At 44.3% G+C, this 26,244-nt stretch carries 24 protein-coding genes; 1 reads left to right on the top strand and 23 read right to left on the bottom strand.

Annotation, left to right across the window (positions count from 1 at the left end; genetic code table 11):
• Window positions 1–174: 174 nt before the first annotated feature.
• From AB4623_RS14220 to AB4623_RS14185, 8 genes are all read right to left on the bottom strand, one after another.
• Window positions 175–1,746 (bottom strand): BCCT family transporter, encoded by a 1,572-nt coding sequence (locus tag AB4623_RS14220; protein WP_372146699.1) that lies wholly within the window; start codon window positions 1,744–1,746, stop codon window positions 175–177.
• A gap of 271 nt (window positions 1,747–2,017) precedes the next feature.
• The gene (locus AB4623_RS14215; RefSeq protein WP_017066829.1) at window positions 2,018–3,616 is read right to left on the bottom strand and encodes a BCCT family transporter; all 1,599 of its coding nucleotides are present in this window, start codon (window positions 3,614–3,616) and stop codon (window positions 2,018–2,020) included.
• A 169-nt stretch (window positions 3,617–3,785) separates the two neighbouring features.
• Window positions 3,786–4,424: a response regulator transcription factor gene (locus AB4623_RS14210; protein WP_017060961.1), complete on the bottom strand. Its 639-nt coding sequence runs from the start codon at window positions 4,422–4,424 to the stop codon at window positions 3,786–3,788.
• Window positions 4,417–5,772: a cache domain-containing protein gene (locus AB4623_RS14205; RefSeq protein ID WP_017063573.1), complete on the bottom strand. Its 1,356-nt coding sequence runs from the start codon at window positions 5,770–5,772 to the stop codon at window positions 4,417–4,419. The genes AB4623_RS14210 and AB4623_RS14205 overlap by 8 nt, the downstream gene beginning before the upstream one ends.
• Before the next feature lie 104 nt (window positions 5,773–5,876).
• A complete protein-coding gene (locus AB4623_RS14200) occupies window positions 5,877–7,160 on the bottom strand; it encodes a TRAP transporter large permease subunit (protein WP_372146698.1) in 1,284 nt (427 codons plus the stop codon).
• A gap of 11 nt (window positions 7,161–7,171) precedes the next feature.
• Window positions 7,172–7,714: a TRAP transporter small permease subunit gene (locus tag AB4623_RS14195; RefSeq protein WP_017063572.1), complete on the bottom strand. Its 543-nt coding sequence runs from the start codon at window positions 7,712–7,714 to the stop codon at window positions 7,172–7,174.
• A 228-nt stretch (window positions 7,715–7,942) separates the two neighbouring features.
• The gene (locus AB4623_RS14190; protein WP_017060957.1) at window positions 7,943–9,037 is read right to left on the bottom strand and encodes a TRAP transporter substrate-binding protein; all 1,095 of its coding nucleotides are present in this window, start codon (window positions 9,035–9,037) and stop codon (window positions 7,943–7,945) included.
• A gap of 553 nt (window positions 9,038–9,590) precedes the next feature.
• A complete protein-coding gene (locus AB4623_RS14185) occupies window positions 9,591–9,983 on the bottom strand; it encodes a hypothetical protein (RefSeq protein ID WP_017060956.1) in 393 nt (130 codons plus the stop codon).
• Window positions 9,984–10,203: 220 nt separating this feature from the next.
• Here AB4623_RS14185 and AB4623_RS14180 point away from each other — a divergent pair, with 220 nt between their 5' ends.
• Window positions 10,204–11,004, top strand: coding sequence for a DUF2982 domain-containing protein (locus AB4623_RS14180; protein ID WP_017060955.1), 801 nt, complete (start codon window positions 10,204–10,206; stop codon window positions 11,002–11,004).
• A gap of 111 nt (window positions 11,005–11,115) precedes the next feature.
• Here the strand turns inward: AB4623_RS14180 and AB4623_RS14175 are convergent, their stop codons facing one another.
• The 15 genes from AB4623_RS14175 to nrfB all read right to left on the bottom strand — a co-directional run bounded on the left by AB4623_RS14175 (window position 11,116) and on the right by nrfB (window position 25,985).
• The gene (locus tag AB4623_RS14175; protein ID WP_017060954.1) at window positions 11,116–11,769 is read right to left on the bottom strand and encodes an MBL fold metallo-hydrolase; all 654 of its coding nucleotides are present in this window, start codon (window positions 11,767–11,769) and stop codon (window positions 11,116–11,118) included.
• Window positions 11,770–11,974: 205 nt separating this feature from the next.
• Window positions 11,975–12,523, bottom strand: a complete 549-nt coding sequence (locus AB4623_RS14170) for a YcbK family protein (RefSeq protein ID WP_017066830.1) — start codon at window positions 12,521–12,523, stop codon at window positions 11,975–11,977.
• 198 nt (window positions 12,524–12,721) lie between these two features.
• The gene (locus AB4623_RS14165) at window positions 12,722–14,251 is read right to left on the bottom strand and encodes a murein L,D-transpeptidase (protein WP_372146696.1); all 1,530 of its coding nucleotides are present in this window, start codon (window positions 14,249–14,251) and stop codon (window positions 12,722–12,724) included.
• Between the two features lie 80 nt (window positions 14,252–14,331).
• A complete protein-coding gene (locus tag AB4623_RS14160; RefSeq protein ID WP_372146694.1) occupies window positions 14,332–15,420 on the bottom strand; it encodes a DUF1513 domain-containing protein in 1,089 nt (362 codons plus the stop codon).
• Window positions 15,410–16,471, bottom strand: a complete 1,062-nt coding sequence (locus tag AB4623_RS14155) for an imelysin family protein (RefSeq protein WP_372146693.1) — start codon at window positions 16,469–16,471, stop codon at window positions 15,410–15,412. The genes AB4623_RS14160 and AB4623_RS14155 overlap by 11 nt, the downstream gene beginning before the upstream one ends.
• A 158-nt stretch (window positions 16,472–16,629) precedes the next feature.
• The gene (locus tag AB4623_RS14150; RefSeq protein WP_372146692.1) at window positions 16,630–18,018 is read right to left on the bottom strand and encodes a di-heme oxidoredictase family protein; all 1,389 of its coding nucleotides are present in this window, start codon (window positions 18,016–18,018) and stop codon (window positions 16,630–16,632) included.
• A 111-nt stretch (window positions 18,019–18,129) separates the two neighbouring features.
• On the bottom strand, window positions 18,130–19,389 hold the full coding sequence (locus tag AB4623_RS14145) for an imelysin family protein (protein ID WP_017063566.1): 1,260 nt from the start codon (window positions 19,387–19,389) through the stop codon (window positions 18,130–18,132).
• A gap of 176 nt (window positions 19,390–19,565) precedes the next feature.
• Window positions 19,566–20,162, bottom strand: coding sequence for a GTP cyclohydrolase II (gene ribA / locus AB4623_RS14140; protein ID WP_372073726.1), 597 nt, complete (start codon window positions 20,160–20,162; stop codon window positions 19,566–19,568).
• 249 nt (window positions 20,163–20,411) lie between these two features.
• Window positions 20,412–20,588: a hypothetical protein gene (locus AB4623_RS14135; RefSeq protein WP_017063565.1), complete on the bottom strand. Its 177-nt coding sequence runs from the start codon at window positions 20,586–20,588 to the stop codon at window positions 20,412–20,414.
• 89 nt (window positions 20,589–20,677) lie between these two features.
• A complete protein-coding gene (gene nrfF / locus AB4623_RS14130) occupies window positions 20,678–21,118 on the bottom strand; it encodes a heme lyase NrfEFG subunit NrfF (RefSeq protein WP_017066836.1) in 441 nt (146 codons plus the stop codon).
• Window positions 21,115–21,669 (bottom strand): DsbE family thiol:disulfide interchange protein, encoded by a 555-nt coding sequence (locus AB4623_RS14125; RefSeq protein WP_372146691.1) that lies wholly within the window; start codon window positions 21,667–21,669, stop codon window positions 21,115–21,117. The genes nrfF and AB4623_RS14125 overlap by 4 nt, the downstream gene beginning before the upstream one ends.
• Complete coding sequence (locus AB4623_RS14120) at window positions 21,650–23,566, bottom strand: heme lyase CcmF/NrfE family subunit (protein WP_372146689.1); 1,917 nt, start codon at window positions 23,564–23,566, stop codon at window positions 21,650–21,652. Before AB4623_RS14120 ends, AB4623_RS14125 begins: the two co-directional genes overlap by 20 nt.
• Before the next feature lie 167 nt (window positions 23,567–23,733).
• Entirely contained in the window at window positions 23,734–24,708 is a 975-nt protein-coding gene (gene nrfD / locus AB4623_RS14115) for a cytochrome c nitrite reductase subunit NrfD (protein WP_017063561.1), read from the bottom strand.
• Window positions 24,709–24,710: 2 nt separating this feature from the next.
• Window positions 24,711–25,397 carry a cytochrome c nitrite reductase Fe-S protein gene (gene nrfC / locus AB4623_RS14110; RefSeq protein ID WP_004733373.1) on the bottom strand — a complete coding sequence of 229 codons (687 nt, stop codon included), beginning with the start codon at window positions 25,395–25,397 and terminating at the stop codon, window positions 24,711–24,713.
• A gap of 3 nt (window positions 25,398–25,400) precedes the next feature.
• Window positions 25,401–25,985, bottom strand: a complete 585-nt coding sequence (gene nrfB / locus AB4623_RS14105) for a cytochrome c nitrite reductase pentaheme subunit (RefSeq protein ID WP_102483143.1) — start codon at window positions 25,983–25,985, stop codon at window positions 25,401–25,403.
• Window positions 25,986–26,244: the final 259 nt, after the last annotated feature.

The following is a 26,244-nucleotide window of genomic DNA, read 5'->3' as shown; positions in this document are numbered from 1 at the left end:
AAGGCGGTGTTGTCTCTACGGTTATTAACATTTTTATCGCACTTCACATGCTTAAAAGAGACAAGAAAACACGGTAAAGAGGAAACAAAAAAGGCAGAAGAGTTTCCTCTTCTGCCTTCATATTGTTTACCGTTCTACTGCGTATAAATTGCAGTAGATTTCAGCTTAAAAAGCCTAGCGTTTTTCTGTACGCATACCCATTAGCAAGCTCACACACATCAGTAATAGAATGATGGTAAATGGTAATGCCGTCGAGATTGCACCCGCTTGTAGAGCTTGTACTGCTTCAGTACCACCAACCCACAATAGAGCCACAGCAATCGCACCTTCAAGGAACGCCCAGAACACACGTTGAGGCACAGGCGTATCAACTTTACCACCCGCGGTGATGCTGTCGATTACTAGAGAGCCTGAGTCAGACGATGTAATGAAGAATACTAGAACCAATACAACCGCAATGATTGAAAGCAGAGTCCCGAACGGCAGTGCATCAAACATTTGGAACATTGCTAGTGATACATCTGTTAGGCCGTCTTGACCAAGAATACCAACGTTATTCACGATTTGGTCAATCGCCATGCCACCGAATACTGACATCCAAATGATAGTCACTGTAGTCGGTACAATCAGTACTGCTGTGATGAACTCACGAACGGTACGACCTTTAGAAACACGTGCGATAAACATACCTACGAATGGAGACCATGAGATCCACCAAGCCCAGTAGAATACAGTCCAACCGTGCATCCACGTTTCATCTTCACGACCGTGAGGGTTACTCAACGGAATGATGTTTTCAATGTATGCCATCAATGTCGTTGGGATAGAACCTAAAGTCACCGCGTAGCCGATTAGAGCCACTAAGATAAGCAGTAGGAAAGCCACCAACATGTTGATGTTACTGATAACTTTAACGCCACCATCAATACCACGAAGTACTGATACTACCGCCAATAAAGTCACCGCTGTAATCACAATAACTTGCAGACCTAAGCCCGCTTCAATGCCGAATACATGCTGAATACCACTTGCCGCTTGTTGTGCACCAAGACCTAACGATGTCGCCAGACCAAATAGCGTTGCAAGTACAGCAAGAATATCAACAATGTGACCTGCCCAGCCCCAAGCTCTATCACCTAAAATTGGGTAAAAGATAGAACGGATAGAAAGAGGCAATCCCTTGTTGTAAGAGAAAAACGCAAGTGACAGTGCTACTACGCCATAAATCGCCCAAGGGTGTAGACCCCAGTGATACATGGTTGCGCCCAATGCCAGTTTTGCAGCTTCTGGTGTGTTTGGTTCAACACCTAACGGAGTTTCAAACCAACCCGTGAAGTAAGCCGCTGGCTCTGCCACACTCCAGAACATCAAGCCGATACCCATACCTGCGGCAAACAGCATCGATAGCCAAGAGAAGAATGAGTAATCTGCCGTCGCATCAACACCACCAAGGCGGATTTTGCCGTACGGAGAAACAATCAAACCTAAGCAGAAAATTACGAAAATATTACCCGACCAGATGAAAAGCCAATCAAACGAATTGATAATCTGGCCTTTAACGCCATCTAGCGCAGCCTTTGCTGAAGCGGTATCTGTAATAAGAACACCGATCAGGAACAAAGCGATAAGTCCCGCACTAATACCAAATACTGGGTTATGAACATCAAAACCCCATTTTTGGACGTTATCTTGACCGACAATGTAATCCGTACTGTCGATACTGTATTTATCTATACCTTTAGTCATCATCCCTCTCTACGGAATTCTATTAGGGTCTATTGACCTCGTATTCCTTACTTACCTGCGACTTAATTACAAACTCGAACCTACGATCCAAGTAGTACAAGCTGTTGTCACAATAATTCAAATACTTGGATGTCTGAAGTTTAGCAGGTTAACTTGTTGTTTTCAGTAAACTAGAATCGGTTCGATGGAATTTCAAACAATATTCACGTAATTACTCAAGTTTATGACGAAAAAAAGGTCGACCCTGTCGACCTTTTTATCAAAAATACTTTTAACTCAAAGCATTTTGGTGCTTAACCAATTGATTTTCAGTTCGTAAACCTAGCAATAAGCTTAGGCACATAAGCAATAATATGAAGGCAAATGGTAGCGCCATCGATACCGTTCCAGCTTGCAGTGCTTGAATAGATTCCGTACCACCAACCCATAGTAGAACCGCTGCAATCGCGCCGCCCATCAACGCCCAAAATACACGTTGTGGAACCGGTGCATCCACTTTACCGCCAGAGGTAATGCTATCGATAACCAATGAGCCTGAATCAGAAGAGGTGATAAAGAACACCATAATCAAACCAATCGATACCACTGAAAGCACAGAGCTCATTGGCAGAGCATCGTAAGTATGGAAAAGAGAAAGTGTAATATCTTGCAGACCATTCACACCAATCTCGCCCACCTTGTTCGCCACTTGATCAATCGCGATGCCACCGAAAATAGCCATCCAGATGATGATTACTGTCGTTGGGATGAACAATACAGCAACGATGAATTCACGAATCGTTCGACCTTTAGAGATACGAGCGATGAACATGCCTACGAATGGTGACCAAGACATCCACCACGCCCAGTAGAATACCGTCCAACCTTGCATCCACGTTTCGTCATCACGACCGTGAGGATTGCTTAAGGGAATGAAGTTTTCAATGTAGCCCATTAGCGCGGTTGGGATTGCTTTAATACCCGCCATGCCACCAGCGATGGTAACGAAGATAAGTAAGCCCAAAGCAACCAGCATGTTCACATTACTCAGAAGCTTTACACCACCGTTGATGCCACGAACCACGGACATTGTCGCTAAGAAAGTAACCACTGCGATAACAATCAGCTGCATGCCAATACCGCCATCGGTACCAAATACATGGTTAATACCACTGGTCGCTTGTTGAGCACCTAAGCCCAATGAAGTTGCAAGGCCAAATAGCGTTGCAAGCACAGCGACGATATCAACAATATGACCAAACCAACCCCAAGTTCTATCACCCAAGATAGGGTAGAAAATAGAGCGGATTGATAGAGGTAAACCTTTATTGAAGGTGAAGAAGGCAAGCGCTAGAGCAACAACCGCGTAAATCGCCCAACCGTGCAGACCCCAGTTGTAGATGGTTGCACCAAGAGCCAACTTCGCCGCTTCAGGAGAGTAAGCTTCAACACCTAGTGGTGTTTCATACCAGCCAGTGAAATAAGCTACTGGCTCAGCAACACCCCAGAACATTAAGCCAATACCCATTCCTGCGGCGAATAACATCGACATCCAAGATAGGTTTGAGTGCTCTGCTTTGGCATCATTGCCACCAATACGTATCTTGCCATACGGGGAGACAATGAGGGCAAAACAGAAAATTACGAAGATGTTTGCTGCCCACATGAAGAAACCATCGAAGTTACCAATGACTTTCCATTTGATTCCATCAAGCGCCGCTTTTGCGGTTTCAGGGTCTGCGACTAGAAGTGCCAACAGGAAGATAATGATCGCCCCTGCACTGATTCCAAATACTGGGTTATGAACATCAAAACCCCATTTCTGAACGTTATCTTGTCCTACTGTATAATCGGTATTTTCAATACTATACCTATCTTTTACAGGCTCCATGCTTCCCCTCTAATTTGCAGCGCACAGTTTGCAACATTGCATTCGGCGCTTAAATTTCGAAAAGAAGAATATCAACCTGTCGCAAAAATACTAAAAAAACCTCCATAAAGGAGGCGTAAATTACACATTTAGTAATTAAATTACACATTTAACGTTATTTAGCGTAAGATCAGTCCACAAGCCCGGAGCTGACCGCATATTTAGCAAGCTCTGCCGTAGAGTGAATATCGAGCTTATGCTTAATATTTTGCCTATGGGTTTCTACCGTTCGATAGCTGATATTCAGCGCCTTTGCGACCTCTTTACTGCTCTCCCCTTTTGCGACTAATTTCAGCACAGCCTCTTCACGTCTGCTCAATGGATTCTTGACAGATGGCGTGGGAGTAATCGGCTGAGTAAACAAATTCTGCGTGACTTTTTCACAGAAATAGGTCGATCCTTGATTGACCGTTTTGATTGCCTGTACCATTTTTTCAGCCGAAATCTCTTTCAACATGTAACCGACAGCACCCGACTGCATCACCTTCATGATGTATTCACGGTTGTTATGCATGGTCAGCATCAGGACCTTGGCTTCTGGGTCTTCTTCTTTAATCAGATGGGTGGCATCAATGCCATTCATGATAGGCATGCTGATATCCATCAACACCACATCAGGGCGCAGAGACTTAACGACCTCTACCGCTTCTAGTCCATTGCTGGCCGTACCTATCACGCTAATATCTGGCTCGAGTTCCAATCTCGCCATAAAGCCATCCAGTACCACTTGGTGATCATCAGCAATCACAACTCGAATAACTTCACTCATTCATTAATCCCTCTAGTGTCAGTAACACTGTAATTTCCGTTCCGAGGCCAATCTCACTCATCAATTCAAAGTCACCACCGATGAACTCCACTCGCTCTCTCATGTTACGCAGCCCGATCCCTCGTTTTTCCATCGCTTTATAGGTGTTGAAACCGACACCGTTATCTTGAATCAGTAGTTGCAACACATTACCAATTTGCTGAGCGATAACCGTTACTTTGGTCGCTTGTGCATGTTTTTCTATATTATTCAGCGACTCTTGCACGACTCGATATAGGGTCGTCGCCGCCTCTGATTTTAACTTACCAGGTTGAGTAGCAAACATGGTCTCGACTTCTATGCCCGAGTGCGCCTGAAAATCTAACAGTAATGAAGACAATGCCGCTTCTAAGCCTATGTCATCCAATGAACTTGGACGAAGTTGATGCGAGATGTGCCTCACTTCTTCGATCGCTCGCATCAGTGAATGCTGCGACTTATTCAAATGTGCTTTAAGGTCTTCATTTTGTAGCTTATTACCGAGCAGTTCCAAATGGCAACGACTCGACACTAATAATTGGTTAATACCATCATGCAACTCACGCGCTAGATGCTTCTTCTCGTCTTCTTGGAACATCACCGTCTTATGCGCCAGCTCCTTTAAGTTGTTATCAGCAATCCGATGTTCATGCATGTTAATAGCCAAGGTCAGCACGATGATGACCGCGACCGTTACGCTCAAAATCACCACAATCGAAAAGAACGTGGTTTCAATATTCTTATTTATCGCAGCCTGCATCGAAGCCACTTCTTGGTGTACGTCTTCAATATACAAGCCGGTGCCAATCATCCAGTCCCAACGCTCTAACCAAGCGGCGTAGCTCAGCTTAGACACCACCTCACCCGTCGACGGTTTTTGCCACAAATACTGGTGAAACCCGCCTCCGGTTTGCGCTTCTCTTAACAGAGCCTCTATCAGAAAATCGCCATCTTCATCTTGCAGTTGGAGTAGGTTTTGGCCTATCAATTCTGGCTGAATTGGATGAACCAAGTTGGTCCCGAGGCGATCGTATGCGAAGAAGTACCCATCAGAGCCATATCTAAGTTTAGACAATATGGTTCGAACTTTTTTTTTGGCTTGGGCTTCTTGGATATTTGGATCGTTATAGACGTGTTCTATGGCGTCGAACGCGAGATCAACCGTGTCTTTGAGGGCGTTTTCACGCGACTTGATTAGGCTGTCTCTAAAGATCTCGACTTCTTTAGCGCCTAACGTCTTAGTCTGGTGCAGCGAGATCCAACTAATACTCGCCGTTACCAGCAGCAACGGGAGCAACGTCAGCAAAATCAGCTTGGCTTTTAGAGGCATTCCTTTCCCTCACAAAAAACGGCTTACTGAACATCAATAAGCCGTTTTACTTTAGCAATTTATAGATAGCCGTCGAAACATATCATTCACAATCTTGGCTTCACTCACATTCCATAGAAAGATGGGAAAGCGAGAAGTGATCCAAGTACGAGGATTTGAATCAGAATGAACGGCATCACACCTCGGTAGATGTCCTTAGTCGTCACGCCTTTCGGTGCTACGCCTTTTAAATAGAACAAACTAAAACCAAATGGCGGCGTTAAGAAGGAAGTTTGTAGGTTCATCGCAATAAGGATAGCGAACCATGTCATGTTGATGCCCATCAGTTCAGCAACTGGCGCAATGATCGGCACGATGATGAAACAGATCTCTACGAAGTCGATGAAGAAACCCAGAATCAGAATCACAAGCATGGTAATGAGCAGGAAGCCCCATTTTTCACCTGGCAGTTGTAGCATCCACTCTTCAACCAGATAGTCGCCACCAGTGTAGGTAAACGCCATTGAGAATGCCGTTGCACCCAACAAGATAGCAAATACCATCGCCGTTACTTTCACCGTCTCTTTCGACGCCTCGTACACCATCGACCAACTAAATTGACCGTAAAGCAGTGCAAGTATCATCGCACCCGCGCCACCTAATGCGGCTGACTCTGTTGGCGTAGCAACACCTGCGAAGATAGAGCCCAGTACAACAATGATTAACGCTAGAGGCGGAAGAATCGCTTTCAGTGCATTAAACACTTCCTGCTTACGGCTGATGGAGTCATCACGTTCAATAGGTTGAGCCGCTTCAGGGTGTAGCTTTGCGTATATCAAGATATAAACGATGTACGCGCCGACCAGCATCACGCCCGGCCAAATCGCCGCTTGGAACAAGTCGCCTACTGGAACACCTAGAACATCACCCAATAGAATCAATACGATGGAGGGTGGAATGATCTGCCCTAGCGTACCAGACGCACAAATAGTGCCGCAGGCTAAGCCTTTGTCGTAATTGTACTTGAGCATTACAGGTAGGGAGATAAGTCCCATAGCAACAACAGAAGCACCAACCACGCCAGTAGAAGCGGCAAGCAATGATCCTACTAATACCGTCGAAATTGCGATACCACCACGAACCCCACCAAACAATCTGCCCATAGACTCAAGCAACTGCTCAGCAAGCTTGGTCTTCTGTAGAACAAGCCCCATGAAAACAAACAATGGAACGGCCATCAGCACCGTATTTTCCATGATCGATTGAATTCGATATGGCATGAAGGCAAACATCTCAATGCCCTCAGCCCAAACACCAAAGATTAATGCGATACCGCCAAAGGTAAACGCTACTGGGAAGCCAAGTAAAAGTGCAAACAAGGCGACAAAAAACATTACTATTCCAATCATGTCAGCCTCTACTAATTCTTTGTGTGAATATTATTTGCGTGGATAAGGTGCGGATTAAAAATCTTATTCAGTGAATGCAGGATCAAACCTACGCCACTAAGTGCCATCAAAAAGAATGACAGCGGGATCATAGCTTTGATGATCCAGCGATACGGCAGGCCACCGGGATCGCCTGAGGTTTCACCCAGTTCATAACTCTCTTTGGCAACATCGATACCAAACCAAGCCACCAGCAGGCAAAACGGAAGTAGAAAGATAAGCGTGCCAAGCAGGTCAATAATCGCTTGTGCTTTAAAGCTCAGTTGCTCATAGAACACGTCAACTCGAACATGGCCACCAGCCTTGATGGCATAAGGAACACCGAGTAGGAAAACGGCGGAGAAAAGGTGCCATTCCATCTCTTGGAAGGCGATAGAGACATCGTTGAAGGCATATCTCATGACAACGTCATACACGACGTTGGCGATAAGTAAAATAAACAACATACTGGAAAGCCATCCCAGTGCGTCACCGATACGATTAAACAGGCGTTCAATATAAATTAGACTTCGCATTCCCGACTCCATGGAATTTGAAAAGACATCTTGCAGTACAGCTAACCCAACTAAAAACGATTCAGTTTATAGCTAGCAATAGGCACGACGTAGAAAGGGTTCTTGAGCGTAATACAGGATTTATCCTGCTTAGTTATTATGTTGAAAATGAACCCTCAGCTTATTCACTCTTAAATACTCAATAAGAAAAGCTTTGGGTTCATTTAACTTCAGTTCAACAACAGTCGATTATTTCGCTTGGCTATTTAGATAAGCTCTATGTGAAATATCCGTCCATGAACGTACTTGCTCTAGGTAGCTTGCTTGTGAAGCTTGAATCTCTTTTGCTAGCTCATCTTTCTCAGCATGTGCAGCCAGTAGGCGATCGTTCGCTTCTTTCAGAGCAGACATAACCTCTGGTGGGAAATCTTTCACTTGTACATCTGGGTATTCTGTCTTCATTGAAACCCAGTTCTTACCACTTTCGTGCGTTGCTTGTGTGTACATGTCGTAAGCCGCAGTACGCATTGCAACACGTAAGATTTCTTGTAGGTCTTCAGGCAGCTTGTTCCATGTACGCTTGTTCACTAGGAATTGAAGCTCTGAACCCGGCTCGTGCCAACCTGTGTAGTAGTAAGGCGCGATTTTGTGGAAGCCCATTCGTAAATCCAGCGATGGACCTACCCACTCTAGTGCATCAATCGTGCGACGCTCTAGAGACGTGTAAAGTTCACCTGGGGCAATGTTCGTCGGTTTAGCACCTAGCTCAGCAAGAATCTCGCCTGCAAAGCCCGGGATTCGCATTTTCAGACCTTGTAGATCTTCAACGCTGTTGATCTCTTTTTGAAACCAACCCCCCATCTGGATATCCGTGTTACCACCAGGGAAAGACATCAAGTTATGTGGAGAGTAAACCTGCTCCATTAACTCCATACCACCACCGTGATAGAACCACGCGTATTGTTCTGCTGGCGTCATACCGAAAGGCATAGAAGTGAAGTAAAGAGTGTTTGGAACTTTACCTTTCCAGTAGTAAGAGCCTGAGTGACCCATGTCGTATTGACCAGACTTAACCATGTCAAAAACGCCAAGAGGTGCTTTGTGTTTGTTTGCTGAATCGATTCTGATTTGCAGTCGACCATTCGACATCTTCTCAGCCATCGCCGCCATGTTTTTGGTTGCATCACCGAAAACTGGGAAGTTTGGTCCCCAAGTTTCCGCAAGTTTTAAACGGTAAACCTTATCAGCGGCTGTAGCACCAGTAGCGACCAAAGCTAAACAAGCCGCAGCAGTTACTGCAACGTTTTTAAAAACTCGTGTGAGGGAGTTAGAAATGAGACTCATGTTCACGTCCTTTGTTGGGTTAACACTCTTTCTATGAGCATTTTTTATGATTCAACATAAGAGTGCACCGTGATGAGGCAACAAGATATCAGGGAGAGCACGCACGCATGGCGTTAACAAAGTTACGTATTAGACCAAAGGATTAAGTAGAACTACGTAGGAGATGATTGAATAGTGTCGATTTCAAAGGAGTTGGGATATTCACCAAGGCAATGCGTATTGATAAATACCTAAGTATTAATAATTAAATACTCTTAACAATTGATTGCCATTTCGTGATGAAGCTCTATTCATTGCTGTATTTTAGGGGGAAAAATCAAGGCTTTGCTCTCTTGATCTACCTAGCTAACGCCCTAATTTAGTGCTTGCTGATTCGAAGCTCTGACACGAGACAACACTAATCAGTTAAGCCGTATATCGAATTGGAATTGAGATTATAGAGCCTAGGTTTAGGCTTGGATTTGGGCTCGGACTTGGCATAATGTGCCAGATACAAAAAAGCCTCGAAAATCGAGGCTTAAAAACTTAACGAAGCGAATGTAATCCCACAGGATTAGATAGCTTTGTAGATAACCTTGTTACCTGCTAGCTGCTCTTTCGCTACTAGGTTTTCTTCAAGAAGTTTTTTCAATGCGCCTGTTGCCCATGAAGCTGCTTTCGCGTCTTCTTGACCAGCTTCTAGGCCGATACCTTTAGGGTTAATGCCTTCAGCATTGCTAACAACGATGTCTAGAACTTGTTGTTGCTTAGGAGTCAGTGCTACTGCAACTTCTTTAGTTGCTGCTACTGCTTTCTCTACCGCTGGTTTTGCTGCTACAGTTTTTTCTGCTACAACTTTCTCTGCGACAGGCTTCGCTTTTTTCGGCGTTGCCACTGCTTTAACTACAGCCGCTTTAGTGCGTTTCTGCAGTTTAGCCTGCACCTTACGCTTATGAGCAAGTCTCATTGAATATTTCTCCAGTTCACTGCTCTTTTCGCAGTGGTGAAAATTTGAAGCGCGATTTATACCAAAAAACAGGAGCTATTTGTAGAGTGAAGCGTCGAAAGTCGACGAAAAATACCGATATTGTCTACTAGCGTCTATTATTTAAACATCGACTTATCAATTCAGGGTCATATACACTGGTTATCCATCCAGACAAAAATATGAAAACTTGGTGTTACCTATGGACACTCGTCACCTTAGTAATTTCTCTTTGCCTTCATTCACTCGCTCGTACCGTATCCTCGCCATTATTTTAGGCTTCATTTGCTTGATCGTTTCGCTCTACAGTGACAATCCAAAGTTACTGATCGTGGGTGCTTTTTGCAGTATTGCGCTTCTGGGAACTGGCTACTATTTGATGCTGCGCAGCCGAGTGATGTTCACACTTACCCCGACTCATTTTCAGCAGCACTTTTACAAAGGGGGTTGGGTTTTAAAATGGAGTAACATCCAAAAAATTGGTCTTTGCACTTATGAACAAGATGGTTGGCATCAACCTCTGCCCTGGGTCGGAATTAAAGTAAAAGATTACTCGCCCTACCTCGATTCGATTTGCCCTAAAATAACTTGTGAATTATTGCTCAGCCAACGAGCACTTTTGTACTTAGGAGCCAAACAAGCAGGCAAAGAGTCCAACTTTGAGGATATGGTTCTCGACTCATCGCATTACCATGCGCGTTGTACTGAAAGTGGCTGTGTCGAACTAAGCCAATACAAAGAGTCGCAGAATACCGACAACGTAAATTTCAACGATAACCAATCACAGGACAACCTTGATTCACCGAATGAGACAAACAGTCCAAACGCGGTGATTAAAAACTATTCTGGATTGCAGGCGATGCTTGCCAACAGAATGAAATATCAAAGGGGCTTCCACGGTTATGACATTTTCATATCAACCCATGATTTGAATATGAGTGGAGAAGAGTTTGTGGGGCTGGCTCGACGCTACTTGGCTGCCGCTGAACGTCTTTCTGATTAAGGTTTACCAGTAAGTTCACACACAATAAAAAAGCTTAGCTTTCAGGACAAAAGCTAAGCTTCATTTTCAATCAATCGACACAAATAATCGGTTGGAAAATCAAAGATTTAATTAGTACAGAGGCATTTCATCTGCGACGAACGGGTTTGATGCACGCTCGCGACCGAATGTCGATTCAGGACCATGGCCCGGAACGAATGTTACGTCACTGCCTAGTGGCCAAAGCTTAGTCTTGATTGAAGCGATAAGCGTATTGAAGTCACCTTGTGGGAAGTCAGTACGGCCAATTGCGCCGTTAAACAACACATCACCCACAAACGCTAAACGAGCTTGCTCACTGAACAGTACAACGTGACCTGGCGTGTGGCCCGGCGTGTGAATCACATCAATCACTTGATTACCAAAAGTGACTTTGTCGCCCTCTTCTAACCAAGTGTTTGGTTCAAAAGCTTTACACAGTGGGAAACCAAACATCTGACTTTGATTCTCTAGACCTTGTAGCCAGAAGTTGTCTGCCTTATGCGGGCCCACAATTTCAACCTTCAAGATCTCAGCAAGTGGTACCGTACCGCCAACATGATCTAAGTGACCGTGCGTCAGTACCAAGTTCACAACCTTAACACCGAGTTCTTCAATGATAGCCGCGAGTTGTTGAACATCACCGCCCGGATCGACAACGATGCCTTCCATGGTTTCATCACACCACACAATCGAGCAGTTCTGAGAAAAAGAGGTAACAGGTACAACTTGATACTTAAGAGACATATACAAACCTTAAAGAGCGAATCTGGTGAACAACTCGAATATCGCTATGTTATTGGCAACAAACCCAACAATAACAAACTAAACAGCAACAAACTGAGCAGCAATAAACCGAATTATTAGAACAAACTGAAATTTGGGCAAACTATGACATTGGATGTCTACTTTGACAAGTGCCTACCGTATCACTCAATAACTCAGCTTAGCTCTACCAGCTGCGAACTGGACCAGTATCAATGTGGATGAAGTTACTACGAGCGTAATAACCAACACCACCTGCTTGCAGACTTTTAGCTACGTCTCTCAGTTCCTTTAAATCAACACCATCGATACGAAAATCGATCGCTTTACCAAGCATGTGATAGCTCTTTTTAGCGACACCACTCGACTTAGAGCGCAACGCTTCGTTGGTTGCTGGAGAGCGGTAGCCAGAGATGATTTGAACTTCTTTTTGAATACCCAGTACATTTTGAATCTGAGTGATCTGATCAAACAGGTTCTTATCCATTGGATGAATCTCATTGCGGCGGAAGTCACGGCACAGTTTGCTAAGGCGTGCCATCTCGTCACCAACATAGTTAGTGCCATCGAAATAACAAGTCTCTAATCGTTCACCAGTGTGAAGATTGTTCATTCTAATCGTTCTTGGTTGATCCGGGTATGAAGCGAAAGCGATAGAAGGAGTAAGAGAGGCGACTACAGCAGTACCACCAGCGTAAGTCAGAAACTGACGGCGTGAAAATAAACTTTGAGACATACAGCAAAAAAACCAATTAGATCGAACGAAAAATGCACGATACATAATGGAATTTGCTGCGTCAACGTACAAAAACCGTGCAAAACGTTAGTATTTGTAACCTTTGCACGGTTAGTTATTGATACTCATTATAATTTTATCAATAGAAGCTTGGTTGTCATTTTTCAGTCAAGATCACCTTTCTTGACCATATTTCAATCAACCGCCCTCTTTATCATATTGGTAGATATCACCGCGGTATTGTATGCCTCCTTCTTCAAACAACACGGTTTGATAAATGATATGCACTGGAATTCGCTTCTTGAGACGAACCTTAGTATTGGGCGCAAGTTCATCATCCTGATTCGGCACTTTCTTTACCTTAGTCGCAAATAACAACTCCGCGAGTTCCTCGGCATGCTCAACACGAATACAACCAGAGCTATAGGCGCGGAAGTCATCGTTAAATAAGCTTTTACTTGGGGTGTCATGGAGATAGATGGCTCGCTTGTTGGGCGTATTGAACTTATACAAACCCAATGCGTTACTAGAGCCTGCTTGCTGGCGCATTCGATAAGGAAAAGAGTTAAAGTTAATCGTTTGCCAATCTATCTCGGTAGTATCGACAGTTTCCATCGAACGCCAACCATCGATCACTTGAAAATTGTGTGTTTCAAGATAACTCTCGTCGGCTTTTACTTTAGGCAAGATATCTTTAACCATGATTTTCCATGGCACGTTCCAAGTCGGATTTAAGATAACCGAATCAAGCTTTATCTCTAAGAGTGGTGTTTTTCTCGATTTTCTCCCAACCACAACTTTAGATTCAAAAACCTCTTCCCCATCTTCCCAATACTTCATATCAAAACTAGGTACATTCACCACAATCAGTGAGTCTCTATTTCTTGGCCATAAGCGGGCACGCTCGGCGTTCAATGCTAGGGAAGTAAGTCGATCATCAAAGCCCATATTGATCCATTTGATCGTGTCTGGCCCGATGATCCCATCATCCGTAAGACCGTGCATGCGTTGGAAAGATTTAATCGCCTTTTGCAGATCTCGATCGAACTTGGGAAAATCGACCGCGATCATCGAGGTATCAACACCAACCAAAGCAATGCGCTCAACAAGAACCGTCTTGTCTGAAAGCTCGTCACCCAAGCGCTTCAAACCATATCGTTCAATATTGAGTTCAGAGGCGGTTTCTAACACCGAATAGGTTGCTTTGAATTGGTCAAAATCCCCAACAGGCGGCGCGTAAGACAACACCATCTCCAATAAGTAATCATTGGCAACGCTGCTTTTTAATCTCATCAGGATATGCGGAGAAGGCGCTGGTAATTTGGAATGCAGCTTGCCCGAGAAGTACCACTCTTTACCGGCAAGCGGCGCATTTTCAACGTAGCTCAGGTAGTAGATAAAAGTATCGGTGAGTAATATGTCCAACCCTTGCCATTGAGCATGGGATTGATAGTGACGAATTTGCTTGAGTTGTCGATCGAAGAGTGGTGCCATTTGAGCTTGTTCGAGAAGCGACAATTGAAATTCAAACGCCTTAACAAGTTCAGGTGAATCCCAAAGAATAGGCAGAGATGAGTCTTGATAAATACTCTGGGTAAGCTCTGGATAAATCAGCATAAAAGAGAGCTCCGAATCAGCCGGAAGAAATCGGCTCTCGTCAGAACTCGTATAGCTCCATGCGTGCACAGAAACTAGAACTAATAATCCACAGAAGTATTTTGCGAACATGCTTAACTCCATCACCAACCATCTCATAAGTATGGCAAAGAAATCGGAGTAAGCATGTTATTTTTAAGAGGCTTTATAAATCAGATTGAACTCCAATGGTTATCCCACTGGACCGATGATTGCTGAGTTGATTTCTCATAAGGCTTGCTCTGGCTTACCACACTTCCCGCCCCAGAGCTTAATCGAAACTCACCATCAAGCAGCACAGCACCAGAAGCGTCAGATAATGCAGACAGTTCTACTAATTCTTTGGTTTCTTTAGACCAAATACCGTAGCAGTTGCCTCTTGGCGAAGTCGCAATAATCCAATCGTCTGACGCCGCAATACTGGCGATATAGTGATTGAACCTTGCCCATTGCTCTGGCTCTGCGTTCAGTGATTCAAACTTTCCGCCTTTAGTATGCATCGCCAATAGCGAAGGATACTCATCTGGTTCACCACGATATTGCTGGCCACAAAGCACGGATTCAGCACCATCATGGGCTAAGTGTCGAATGCTCAGCTTCTTATCCAACAATTCAACCTGATCAAGTAACACACCTTCAGGAGAAACATAACTCAAGCTCGGCTGCATCGAATCGAGGTTTTTCGGTGTTCTACCATCAGTATGAACGCCACCAACGCCGATCGCGAGATTACCATCCGGCATGATGATCACTTCATGAGGCCCAATACCAAAACCGCTGAACTCTTCGACCTTACGATAGCCTTGCGCGACATCGTAAACGCCAATCACGCCTTGACTGGTGTCGGTTTTCCCTTCAGTGGCATACAATAGTGTGCCGTCTAATGAGTAAACGCCATGACCATAGAAGTGGCGGTTGTTACCTTTCACCACCATTTTGATCTGCTGACCGTTTTTGTAGTCAAACACCATAAAATAGTCACCAGGACGACGGGCAAAAACCACCGCATGCGATGAGGTTGGGCAAATCGCGACGCCATGGCCACGATTGGGGATGGGAAGTTGGCTCAGTGGCATGCCAAATTCGTCAGCCACAACTGCAGAATATTGACCTCGCCCATTCAGCGCACAACCGATTAATTGAGGCTCACTAGATGAGCTCACAGCACCAGAGCGGCTAGCGCAGCCAAACGGAAGCAATGGAACAGCTGCACAACCCAGTGCAGCCTTGAGTAGCGTTCTTCGCGTAGTATCAGTCACCATCGGTAGCATTAAATCCTATTACCACGCCAAGCTCTATCGCCACTTCTTCATGAATCAGGTACTTCAAACGTTCTAGTTTGTTGTATTGAGTCAGCACATCTCGATAGCCCTCTTTGCTCTGCAATAACTCAAACAAGCTTGAGTCTGTAGGCCAAGTATCTAGCGTCAATGTGAACTGGTCAGCAACGCGATCAGCTAGGTCGTTTAAGCCCTTCTCTCTCAACAAGCCGTCTAGGCCATTGCCACCGGCAAGGTACAAATTCTGAAGTGCTGCTACATTGGCTTTTAGTTGAGTCATCGAGGTTTGTGCACGCCATGATTCTGAGAAGTAAGGACGCGGATGACCAATTTTCGCCATCGGGCGACTCAGCTTTTTCATGCTGTAATCAAGTTGGTTGGTCAATAAAGCGATGTATTCAGACTCCCAACGAGTCTCGTCTAGCGCTAACCAAGGGTTAACCTGCCATGCCTCAGCAATAGAGGCCGATTTCATTGCCAAGTTTTGTGCGATCGCTTGTGAAGATAGACAACCAGACGCTTTGTCTTGCAGTAATGGAGATTGCTCGTCGTACAGAGACCACTCCAACGCACCTAGCCCTTGAACCGTCACACTCTGCTGCGCGATTTCGTCTTGAGTCCAAGCTTTGTTCTGCTGAGTTAACTGACGCATCTTAAGACCCGTCGTGTTCTTTTTGTCTGGCCAGAATTGAACATTCCAGCTCTCTTCAAGCGCTGCTGTTGGACCTCTTTCTTGGCCTTGTAGTGCCATCCAGCTGTTCATTGTGATCTGCCATTGATCTTTCAAAGCGTCTAACTCAACGTTATCCGTTTCACAGTAACCTTGCATCAGAGCTTCTAATTCGCTCGATTGCTTCGCGAATAGCACCGCTGAATCAAACTCTTGTTGATAGACACTGCGACTGATGTGGTCAGTCGTGTCTGCTTGATAAGACACACCGTTAACCTCAGATGAAGCGGCTTGCTCACCCGATGATTGGCAGCCTGCCATAATTAATGCCGACAAAGGCATTAACAAAAATTTATGTGTCATGCTGTTACCTTACTTCCTAATTTTTCTTTTAATTATATGAGTTCATTAAATGCGAAACGACCGCTGGCCTCGTATTGCTACAAGTTCAGCGGTGCTAAGTGGTTTAATAGCGGCTTTCTTAAGTCATTAGCCGTTAACTAAACTGAATTCAACTCAGCTTATAACGAGTTTAAAAACGCCAATAGTGCTTCACGCTCGCTGCTACTAAGATCTAAAACGTTTTGTTTCGCCATTTCTGCTTCACCGCCATGCCAAAGCACAGCTTCCATAACATTTCTCGCACGACCGTCATGAAGTAAGAAGGTGTGACCATTCACTTCTTTGGTATAGCCTAATCCCCACAATGGCGTGGTGCGCCACTCTTGACCGTTTGCTAGATACTCTGGGCGATTGTCGGCTAAGCCTTCTCCCATATCGTGCAGTAACATATCGGTATATGGGCTGATTAGCTGTTTAGACAACGCAGGTAAGCCTTCACGTTCTGCTGTGCGAATTTCAGCTTGGTGACAGCTTTGACAACCAATCTCTTTGAACAGATTTTTACCTTGAACAACCGCTGGGTTATCGACATTACGACGAACAGGTACCGCGAGATGCTGCGAATAGAACTCAACAAAATCTAAGATGTTGTCACTGACTTCTGGCTCGCCACCATTTGGAAAATCATCACAGGTTGATTGCGCTGATGTGCAGTTTTCATTCGGAAATAAGCTGCTTGTCAGGCCTAAGTCACCGTTAAATGCCGCCGCGTTTTGCTGCATTAAGTTTGGCTGCCCGGCTTTCCAACCAAAACGACCTAGCGCCATTTCATTGGTTTGAACATCAAGAACATAGTTAGCTTTACCCGACACACCTTGCTTGTCAGCAAATTGCTGCTCTGCAAATCCAAGAATCGTTTCTTGTGGGATACTTTCAAGCAAACCAAGACCAATCATTGGCGGCGCCACTCGAGCTGAAAACTCGGTCTTAGGATGCATCTCGCCGAAAGCAAGTTCAGTAATATTTAAAGTGGGTTTACGCAGAGTAACGACGGTGCCGTCTTTGAATTCAACAGGAACATCCGTGTAGCTAATGTTCACTTTGCCCTCTGGTTTTACACCTTGAAGCGCAAAATCTTGTAGCTGACCGCCGTACGTCGGCTCTGGAATTCCACCATCTCGAATGAAGGCTTGTCGCTGCTCAGGCGTTTCAGCCGGAATGCTTAAACGAACCAACATGGATACTGCGTTCTCATCTCCTTCTTCTGGCGCGTGACCACGACCATCTTTGATGTGGCAGTTTTGACAGCCGTTAGTATTAAATAGTGGTCCTAACCCATCACGAGCATCGGTTGATGACGGTGCAGGAACCCAAGGGTTTCTAAAGAAGCTATTACCTACGCTGAAATCCAAGCGCTTACTCATTGGTAGATTGGCTGCGGGAAGGGAAAAAGCGTTCGCTCCTTCTTTCTTCACGGTCGTTTTTCCGCCAGAGTAGGTTTCATGAGCGTGTAATGGAGATACTAAAAACAGTGCGGTTAATAGTGAGGCTGAGAGATACGACTTCATACATTGCCTTGCTGTGTTTTTGATTTTAGTTTTTATGTGGGTGTGGCTTTCTTGAGGATCAAACAATTAAGGGCTCAATCAGAGCCCTTACATTTGTGTCGGCTCGGGTTCTTAGAACTCGTGATCCGCTGTGTCTGGGTTTAGGCTATCAATGCCAATCACACCCGCAGCACGCTCAATAGCCGCTGTTTGAGACACTAGCGCAACAATTGTTTTGTTTACTAGTGCATTACCCGCAGCGTTGTCAGCAGCGATTAGCTGATCGAAGTGCTGGTTGTTTTTCTCTGCAGACGTTACTAATTCGCCTACTTGTGCACGTGCTAGGTCAAACTGCTTTTGAATCTCTTTCGCAGCTTGCTCATCTTTTTGCTCTACTAGGTCGAACAGGCTTGGGCCGGAAAGCAGAGTACCGTCTTCACGCTTGTATAGACCCGTGTAAACGTTGTAGATGCCTTGCTCGTTGTAGTAGTGAGAGTTGTGCGTGTTATCAGAGAAACAATCGTGCTCGTCTTCAGTAGAGTTTGCTTCTAGTGCAACCTTCATACGCTCACCCGCTAGCTCACCTAGAGACAGTGAACCCATGCCAAACAGCATTTTACGAAGACCATTCTCGCTAGATTCTGAAAGAAGCTCTTGACGGTAGTTGCCTTTCTCGCCTTCAGCCCACTGCTTTTCCATCCATTCTAGGTCTTGGATAAGTAGCTCAGCAGATGCTTTTAGGTATGCGCCACGACGGTCACAGTTGCCGTTAGTACACTCAGCGCCAACAACGAAATCAGTGTAAGCACGCTCACCTGCACCGCTGTTTGTACCGTTTAAATCTTGGCCCCAAAGTAGGAATTCAATTGCGTGGTAGCCAGACGCTACGTTCGCTTCAGAACCACCGATCTCGTTCAAGTCTGCGATTAGCTCAGGGGTGATGTTGGTTGCATCAACGGTAGTCTGACCAATTTGGAAAGTCTTGTTAGCCACGATGTTTGCGCTAGCGCCTTCGTTACCAAGTTCATATTGGTAATCAGTCGAAACATAATCAATCAGGCCTTCATCTAGTGGCCATGCGTTCAGTTGGCCTTCCCAATCATCAACAACAGCGTTGCCGAAGCGGAAAACTTCTGACTGTTGGTATGGTACGCGAGACTCAAGCCAAGCTTGTTTTACTTGTTCGAAGTTGCCAGCAGAAGGAGAAGCTAAGAAGGTATCAATAGAAGAGTTCAACGCTTTTGCTGTAATTACTGAATCTGCAAACACTGCATGCGCAATATCTGCGTAATGTTCTACAACTTGATCTTGAGTTACTGCTGCGAAAGAAGAAGCAGAGGCAAAAATGAGTGACGAAGTTACGGCTTTTGTCACTAAAGATTTAATGGTCATGAAGCATCCTTGTTGAGCTTTAAATTATTATTCGTAGTAATAGTGCAAACCATTATCATTTGCACTACGGATTGAAATAATACAAACTTACAATTTTATTGCAAGATAAATACAAAAAAACCTCACATATGTGAGGTCTTTAAACATTTTTATGTTAAGCGTAACAAAGAGGCTAATCAGATATCCAGATTATGCTTACCGTGTGAGACTTTTGCCTTCAGGTAGCTTTCATTACCCGATTTGATATGAGCAGAGGTATTCACCACTTCTTCAATCTCAATACCAAAAGATTTTAGCTCATTGATCTTCTTAGGGTTGTTGGTGACTAAGCGGATTTTTGTAGTACCTAAGGCGCGTAGCATTTCAGCAGCTTCAGTAAAATCGCGTAGGTCATCGCCAAAACCTAGGTGGTTGTTGGCTTCATAGGTGTTCATGCCTTCGCTTTGCAGACGGTACGCATCGATTTTGTTGTACAAGCCAATACCACGACCTTCTTGGCGAAGATAAAGGATCACCCCACCCGTCTCACCCATAATTCTAATGGTTTCGTCTAACTGCTCGCCACAGTCACAGCGAGAAGAATGGAAAACATCACCAGTCAGGCACTCAGAGTGCATACGAACAAGAGGTATGTCTTGTGTCTTGTCTGCTGATTTAAATATCACAGCAACATGCTCTTTATCTGTTTTCAATCCATGAAAAGACAGAAGTTCAGCATCTATATTGCTTGTTACCCCTACTTTGAAATCTATTCTGGCACGCACTTCCGCCATAGCTATACTCACTTGAAAATTCGATGTATTTAACAACACTACATTATATGTCTAGGCAATATTTTGTAGCTAACTATCTAATGATAGACACTATGAGGCTGTTAACAATTTTTTTCAAGGTCGACCTCGTACAAATTGTTATAATATAACAATTATTTTTCACATAAGAAAAAACCCCACATTGGGATGACCAACATGGGGTTATAAATTAATCAGTTGCGGCTAAGACTACGATTTTTTACAGAACGATCAACTTACTTGAGTTTGCTTCCAGATGACAAGCTGAACCCAAGCGTTCTCTAATTCGGTTAACTCTTCTTGAGTAAGCGTAGAAATGCTCGACTTTGCACTGTATTTTTCTGCCCATTTATCAGATCGGACATGAGTATGGAACTCTTTCTTTAAATTTGAGATTACGTTATCCACAGATACATCCTTATATAGCAGTGCTTAGCCTTTATAATCGGTCAATGTTACAAAATACAGGTCAATTGGTAAACAGTAATACACAATTTTTATGAGCTCTTCCTAACACTTTTTACTGATAAATATATAAATAAGAGAAATAATAGGCTCGGTAGCAACCAAAGTAATAGATTTGAAACCTTCATCGCCGGCTTATAAAGTACAAATTCACCAAATCTTTCCGTCATATATCGAGTAATCTCATTATTACTCTTCCCTGCTTTCACCATATTGAACACAACAAGGCGTAAGTCTTTTGCTATTGGTGAGTTGGATTCAATCAGATTTTGGTTTTGACATTGTGGGCAGCGTAACGTTTTCGCCAAGCTAATAGCACGTTGCTGTTGTTCTGGGTTTTCAAACTCAAACAGTTCAACTTGAATACTCGTCTCTTTATTACTGGCAGTAAACAGATCTTCAGCCATGGTTGAAAGGCTAATCACTAAAAGAGCTGACAGCATAAACAAGGTTTGTACTAGAGACTTCATCATCCATTCACACCATCAAAATACATCGCAAGCTCATCTTTCCATACCATTTCATTAATCACGCCCAATAGCTTTTTAATGATCTGGCCATTGGCATCAACCAAATACGTTTCAGGTGTGCCGATTACGCCCAACTCTAATGCTAACTTGCCTTGAGGGTCACTGATCACGGTTGAGTACGGGTTGCCATCGTTCGATAACACGTTAATCGCAGCCCCAGAGTTATCTCGATAATTAAGCCCAACGATGGGAATGCCTTTATCGTGAAGTTGAAGCAAAAATGAATGTTCGGTTTTACATATCCCGCACCAAGATGCCCATACATTAACCAGTTGATAAGGGTGCTGCGTGACATCAGTGAGCGTAATGTCCTGCTGACCACTGACGCCTTCACTATTCACTAACGCACTCGATGTAAATTCTGGAAATGCCCTTTGTTGTTCAGACACAATGGTCGACGGCTGCTTATTATCAAGCGCAAAGACAAATCCCAGCACCACAATCAATGCTAAGGCAATTAGAGTAATTAGCTTGTTACGAACGCTGGTATGCATACTGTGACGCCTTAACGGTTTTCTTTTTACGATGAGTCAATGAGAGCAAAGCGCCGATAATGGAGAACAGCCCACCAAACCAGATCCAGCGCGCATACGCCTTATACTGAACACGAAATGCGTAAGCGGTGGAATCGACTTTCTCGCCCATGGTGATATAAACATCGCCATGCCAGAACCACTTCATTGCAGGCTCACTCATGTTCATAACACGAACTTGGTAGTGTCTTCTTTCTGGCGCGATGGAAAAGCTTTGCTCGCTAGCATCTAATTCGAGTATCGCTTTTTCTGCAGTAAAGTTGGAGGCGACATAGAGCTCGGTATCACGATGAGAGAGCGTCCAGCCCATAAACTCAACCTCTTCACCTGGGCTCAATTTGTAACTTCGCTCAAATGAATGGTAACTGTTCATCGCGGCACCTATCGCTAATACTGCGACACCCACATGCGCCAACGTCATCACCCATACTTTGCGTTGAAACTTAGAGTTGCGCGTTACCGCCAAGCCATACACATGAGTGAGTAAAACCCAAAATGCGAGTGACCATGTCATTAGTACCATCACTTGGGTCTGCTCGACTTGCAAAACATAAGTTACAAAGCCAAGACAGAGAGACAATAAGGCAATAATTCCAATCACACCTTTCGACGCTTGAGGTTTGATACTGAGCAATGGCGCTAACCCTATCACTCCCATCGCAAGCAGAGCCAATGGCGCAATAAGAAGATTAAAGTAAGGTGCGCCCACAGAGATATTTCCAAGGCCAAGTAATTCAAAAACCATTGGGTAGAAGGTACCAAACACCACCACCGCCGTACCCAGTACAAATATAAGTACCGCCACTAAACTCAAAAAACTTTTACTCGCAAAGCTAGTGATTGGATTCGACTCGAAAGATTCACCACGAACAATAAGAAGAGAAAACGAACTCACTAACACCAAAACCAGTATCAGCAACAGCGCGATACCTTTGGTTGGGTCAACAGCAAAAGCATGAACGGAAGTGAGGACGCCAGATCGAACAATAAAAGTACCGAGGATACTTAAACAAAACGTAATGAAAGCAAGGCTAAGTGACCACTTCAGCAACTGTTGCTTGCCTTTAGCAACACCCAAACTGTGCAATAGAGCGGTTGATGTTAGCCAAGGTAATAGGCTGGCATTTTCTACCGGGTCCCAGAACCACCAACCACCCCACCCTAACTCGTAGTATGCCCACCAAGAACCAAGAATGATCCCTGCGGTTAAAAAGATCCAAGCGACCAAACAACAACTGCGACAATGAGCGACCCAATCGAACTCAATCGGATCCACCAGCAAAGCGGCCACAGCAAATGCCAAGACCACAGAGAAACCAACATAACCCAAATACAACAGAGGCGGATGGAATATCAAACCAACGTCTTGCAGCATTGGGTTAAGGTCACGCCCTTCAAGTGGCAAGGTCGAATTCAGTTCAAATGGATTCGAAGCAAATAAGGTAAACCATGCAAATATCGCGAGTAACACATTCATCACCCACAATACGCGGCTCTGATACTCAGAAGAATATTGCTTTTGTAGGGCAATCACACCCGACCAACAGCTAATGGTTAAGACCCAAAATAGCAATGAGCCTTCATGTCCAGCCCACACAGCGGCCATTTTGAAGAAGGTGGGTAATTGAGTATTGGAGTGTTCTGCAACATAGAGGATGGAAAAGTCGTCACCTACAAAGGCATAGCCAAGTAAAACGATAGCGCCAATGGAAAACAAAGCGCTAGAGAGGGAGAAACTGCGAATTAAAGCCACATTTTGTGCTTGTTTAGTTAGCATTTGATACATCGAATACACAGCGATAATGCTGCTGAGAACAGCGACTAAAATTAAACTAAACAGCCCCAAAGAACCGACCATATCACCTCAATCAGGCTCTACCTAAGCAGAACCAAGTTAAACCATTATTGGCATTGATTGCTCAACTAGCTGATGTAACTCAACTAGCTATTGCTACTCAGCGAAAAGAAATTTAGTGAGCAGATGTTTAGTATCCAACATCCACTCACTTATAACCTTGAGCGAAATTAAGCTAACGTTAATTGTCCTGCATAAAGGACAAACGTTCTTAGCATTAATACGCCCATCAGACTCAATGAAGTAACAGAGAAAATATACACAGTACTATGGCGAACCGATGCTGGTGTCACGGCGTTAAGCAACAAGGGTAAAACCATACCCACACCAATTACGCCATACCAGAACCAACTTGCCCAGAAACCACCGCCAATCGCGTTCCATACTGCCTGCTCACTTTGACCACCAGCGAAGATAAGCCCAGTGAAGAAAGTAACAAGGACAAACAGTTCAAACATAACAACAGGACGTTCGAAGCCGTGGATCCAAGAAATACTCGCACTATGCGGAGACTCCTTAAAGACCAACACACCAAATAAAATACATGCCGCCGCTCCCGAGGATAAACTCGAGAATAAGAACAATATCGGCAACACTGGGTTATTCAGCATTGGGAAGGTATTTAGCGCAGAGAGTAAGAAGCCAGTGTAAGCCGCAAGTAATAGCGCAAGCACAGCTAAGAATATTTCAAAAACATTCTCAAAAGATTCTAATTTGCCAATCCAGTTACTGACAAAATCGAGTCGCCCTTTTAACCATGCTTGATCACTCAAGAATACGGCAATCTGATTTCGGAATATAATGCCGATCCAAACAAATAGGATCACCATATACACTTGGAATAAGATCACACCCATCGACATCACTGACGTCGGATTATAAAAGATCATGATCTTCCAAAATGATAGTGGTTTCGTCAGGTGGAAAACCAAGATCAATAAACCTGAGATGATCCCGAATGGTGCTAGAAAAGCCGTTGCCTTTAATACACCATTATTCGCTGGATCGTCCTCAATCACCTTTCTCTTAAGGTAAATCGAGATCATCACTGCACCCGCTGACATACCCGCCAAAAACAGATAGATAGCAATGATCCAGTCCCAAACCACGGTACCTGATTGAAACGCTGTATCCCATGCACTCATAATCAAATCTCCCCTTTTTGGTGTGGCACTTTATAGAGTTTTGGCTGAGTACCTAGATAAGCCTTATCTCTGTAAACCACCTCAGATTGAAGCACCTGGTTTATCTCACTCTCAGGGTCATTTAGATCGCCAAAGACCAGCGCATTGGTCGGGCAAGATTCGACACAAGCAGGCAACTTCCCTTGTGCAAGATTGGTATCACGACAGAAGTTACATTTATCTGCGGACTTGTTCTCAGGATGGAAAAAGCGCACTTGATATGGGCAAGCCAATAGACAATAACCACAACCGACACACTTCTCTTGATGAACGTCGACAATGCCGGTTTTTTCATCTTTGTAGGCCGCGCCTGTTGGGCAAACCATCACACAAGGTGCGTTATCACAATGCTGGCAAGAGTTACGAGTAAAACGGTAATCAACATTGGGATATTCGCCTTGGGGCTCACTCTTAATAATTTCTAAGCGCGATACACCTTCAGGTACTTTATTTACTTCACGACATGCTTCGGTACAGGCGGTACAACCAATACAAGCGGTTTCGTCATGAATCATTCCATAACGTTTAGTGCCATCTTCTTGAACATTGGCTAGCGTCTTGCGACTTGTTACCGCCGCAGTTCCCGCTACACCTGTGGTAAAAATAACGGCACCAGCGCCTGCTAAAAAGTTTCTTCTTGAGCAGCTCATAGATTACTCCTCTTCTTTCTTCTGGTTGAAGTCTGAATGGCAATCCACACACAGCTTGATGGTTTGCTTCTTATCTAAGCCCAACACCTTTGCTTCAGTCGCATGAACATCGTGACAGTTTGAACACGTTAAGTTTTGTGCGTGTACGTCATGAGTCCAACTCGCTTCGCGCAGATCATCAGGCTTATGACAATCGATACATTGGCTGTTGGCATCTAGGATTAAGCTAGGATCGAGGAAAACCTTTTCAGTTCCCGGTTGTGATTGAGCCTCGCGATACTTCACCACTTCAGGCGCACCTTCACGGTGATCGGGGCCAATTGAACTATGACAGTCGGTACAATTTACTTCGCGGCCAAGCAAAGCGTGTGCACTTTCACCATGTGAACCCAATACCGTTTCTTTTGAATCTTTATGGCATTGAACACACTTGTAGTCTTTGTCGCGGATTAATTCGACTTCATGTCTTGTTGATTCTCCTACTGGCGTAACAGCAGGCTCAGCAACAGCATGAATGGAATAACCATAGAGGCAGAATGCTAGAAGGGATTTAAGCATTATGACTATGGCCAATTTAATATTGCCCATTTTATCCTTTCCTTATACCGGCATTATTTAACTCTCAACTAAATAATATTCCGGTTAAACAAAAGTACCCTTAAACGATATTATTACCGCTTAAATGATATCAATTCTTATTTTGGATAAGCCACAACGCTTTCTATAGTTAGAATATACCTCTAATTGGGTAATACGAAATTTGGATGGGTTAATCTGTGAACGCAATCACCCTATTTATATCATGGTCAATTTAGGTAATTGATTGTTATATATGATAATAATTCTC

The sequence above is a fragment of the Vibrio sp. 10N.222.52.C12 genome (assembly GCF_041474215.1).
Taxonomy (GTDB): domain Bacteria; phylum Pseudomonadota; class Gammaproteobacteria; order Enterobacterales; family Vibrionaceae; genus Vibrio; species Vibrio crassostreae_C.
Note: the sequence above shows the minus strand (reverse complement) of the source record. Positions and strands in the feature narration are given on the sequence as shown.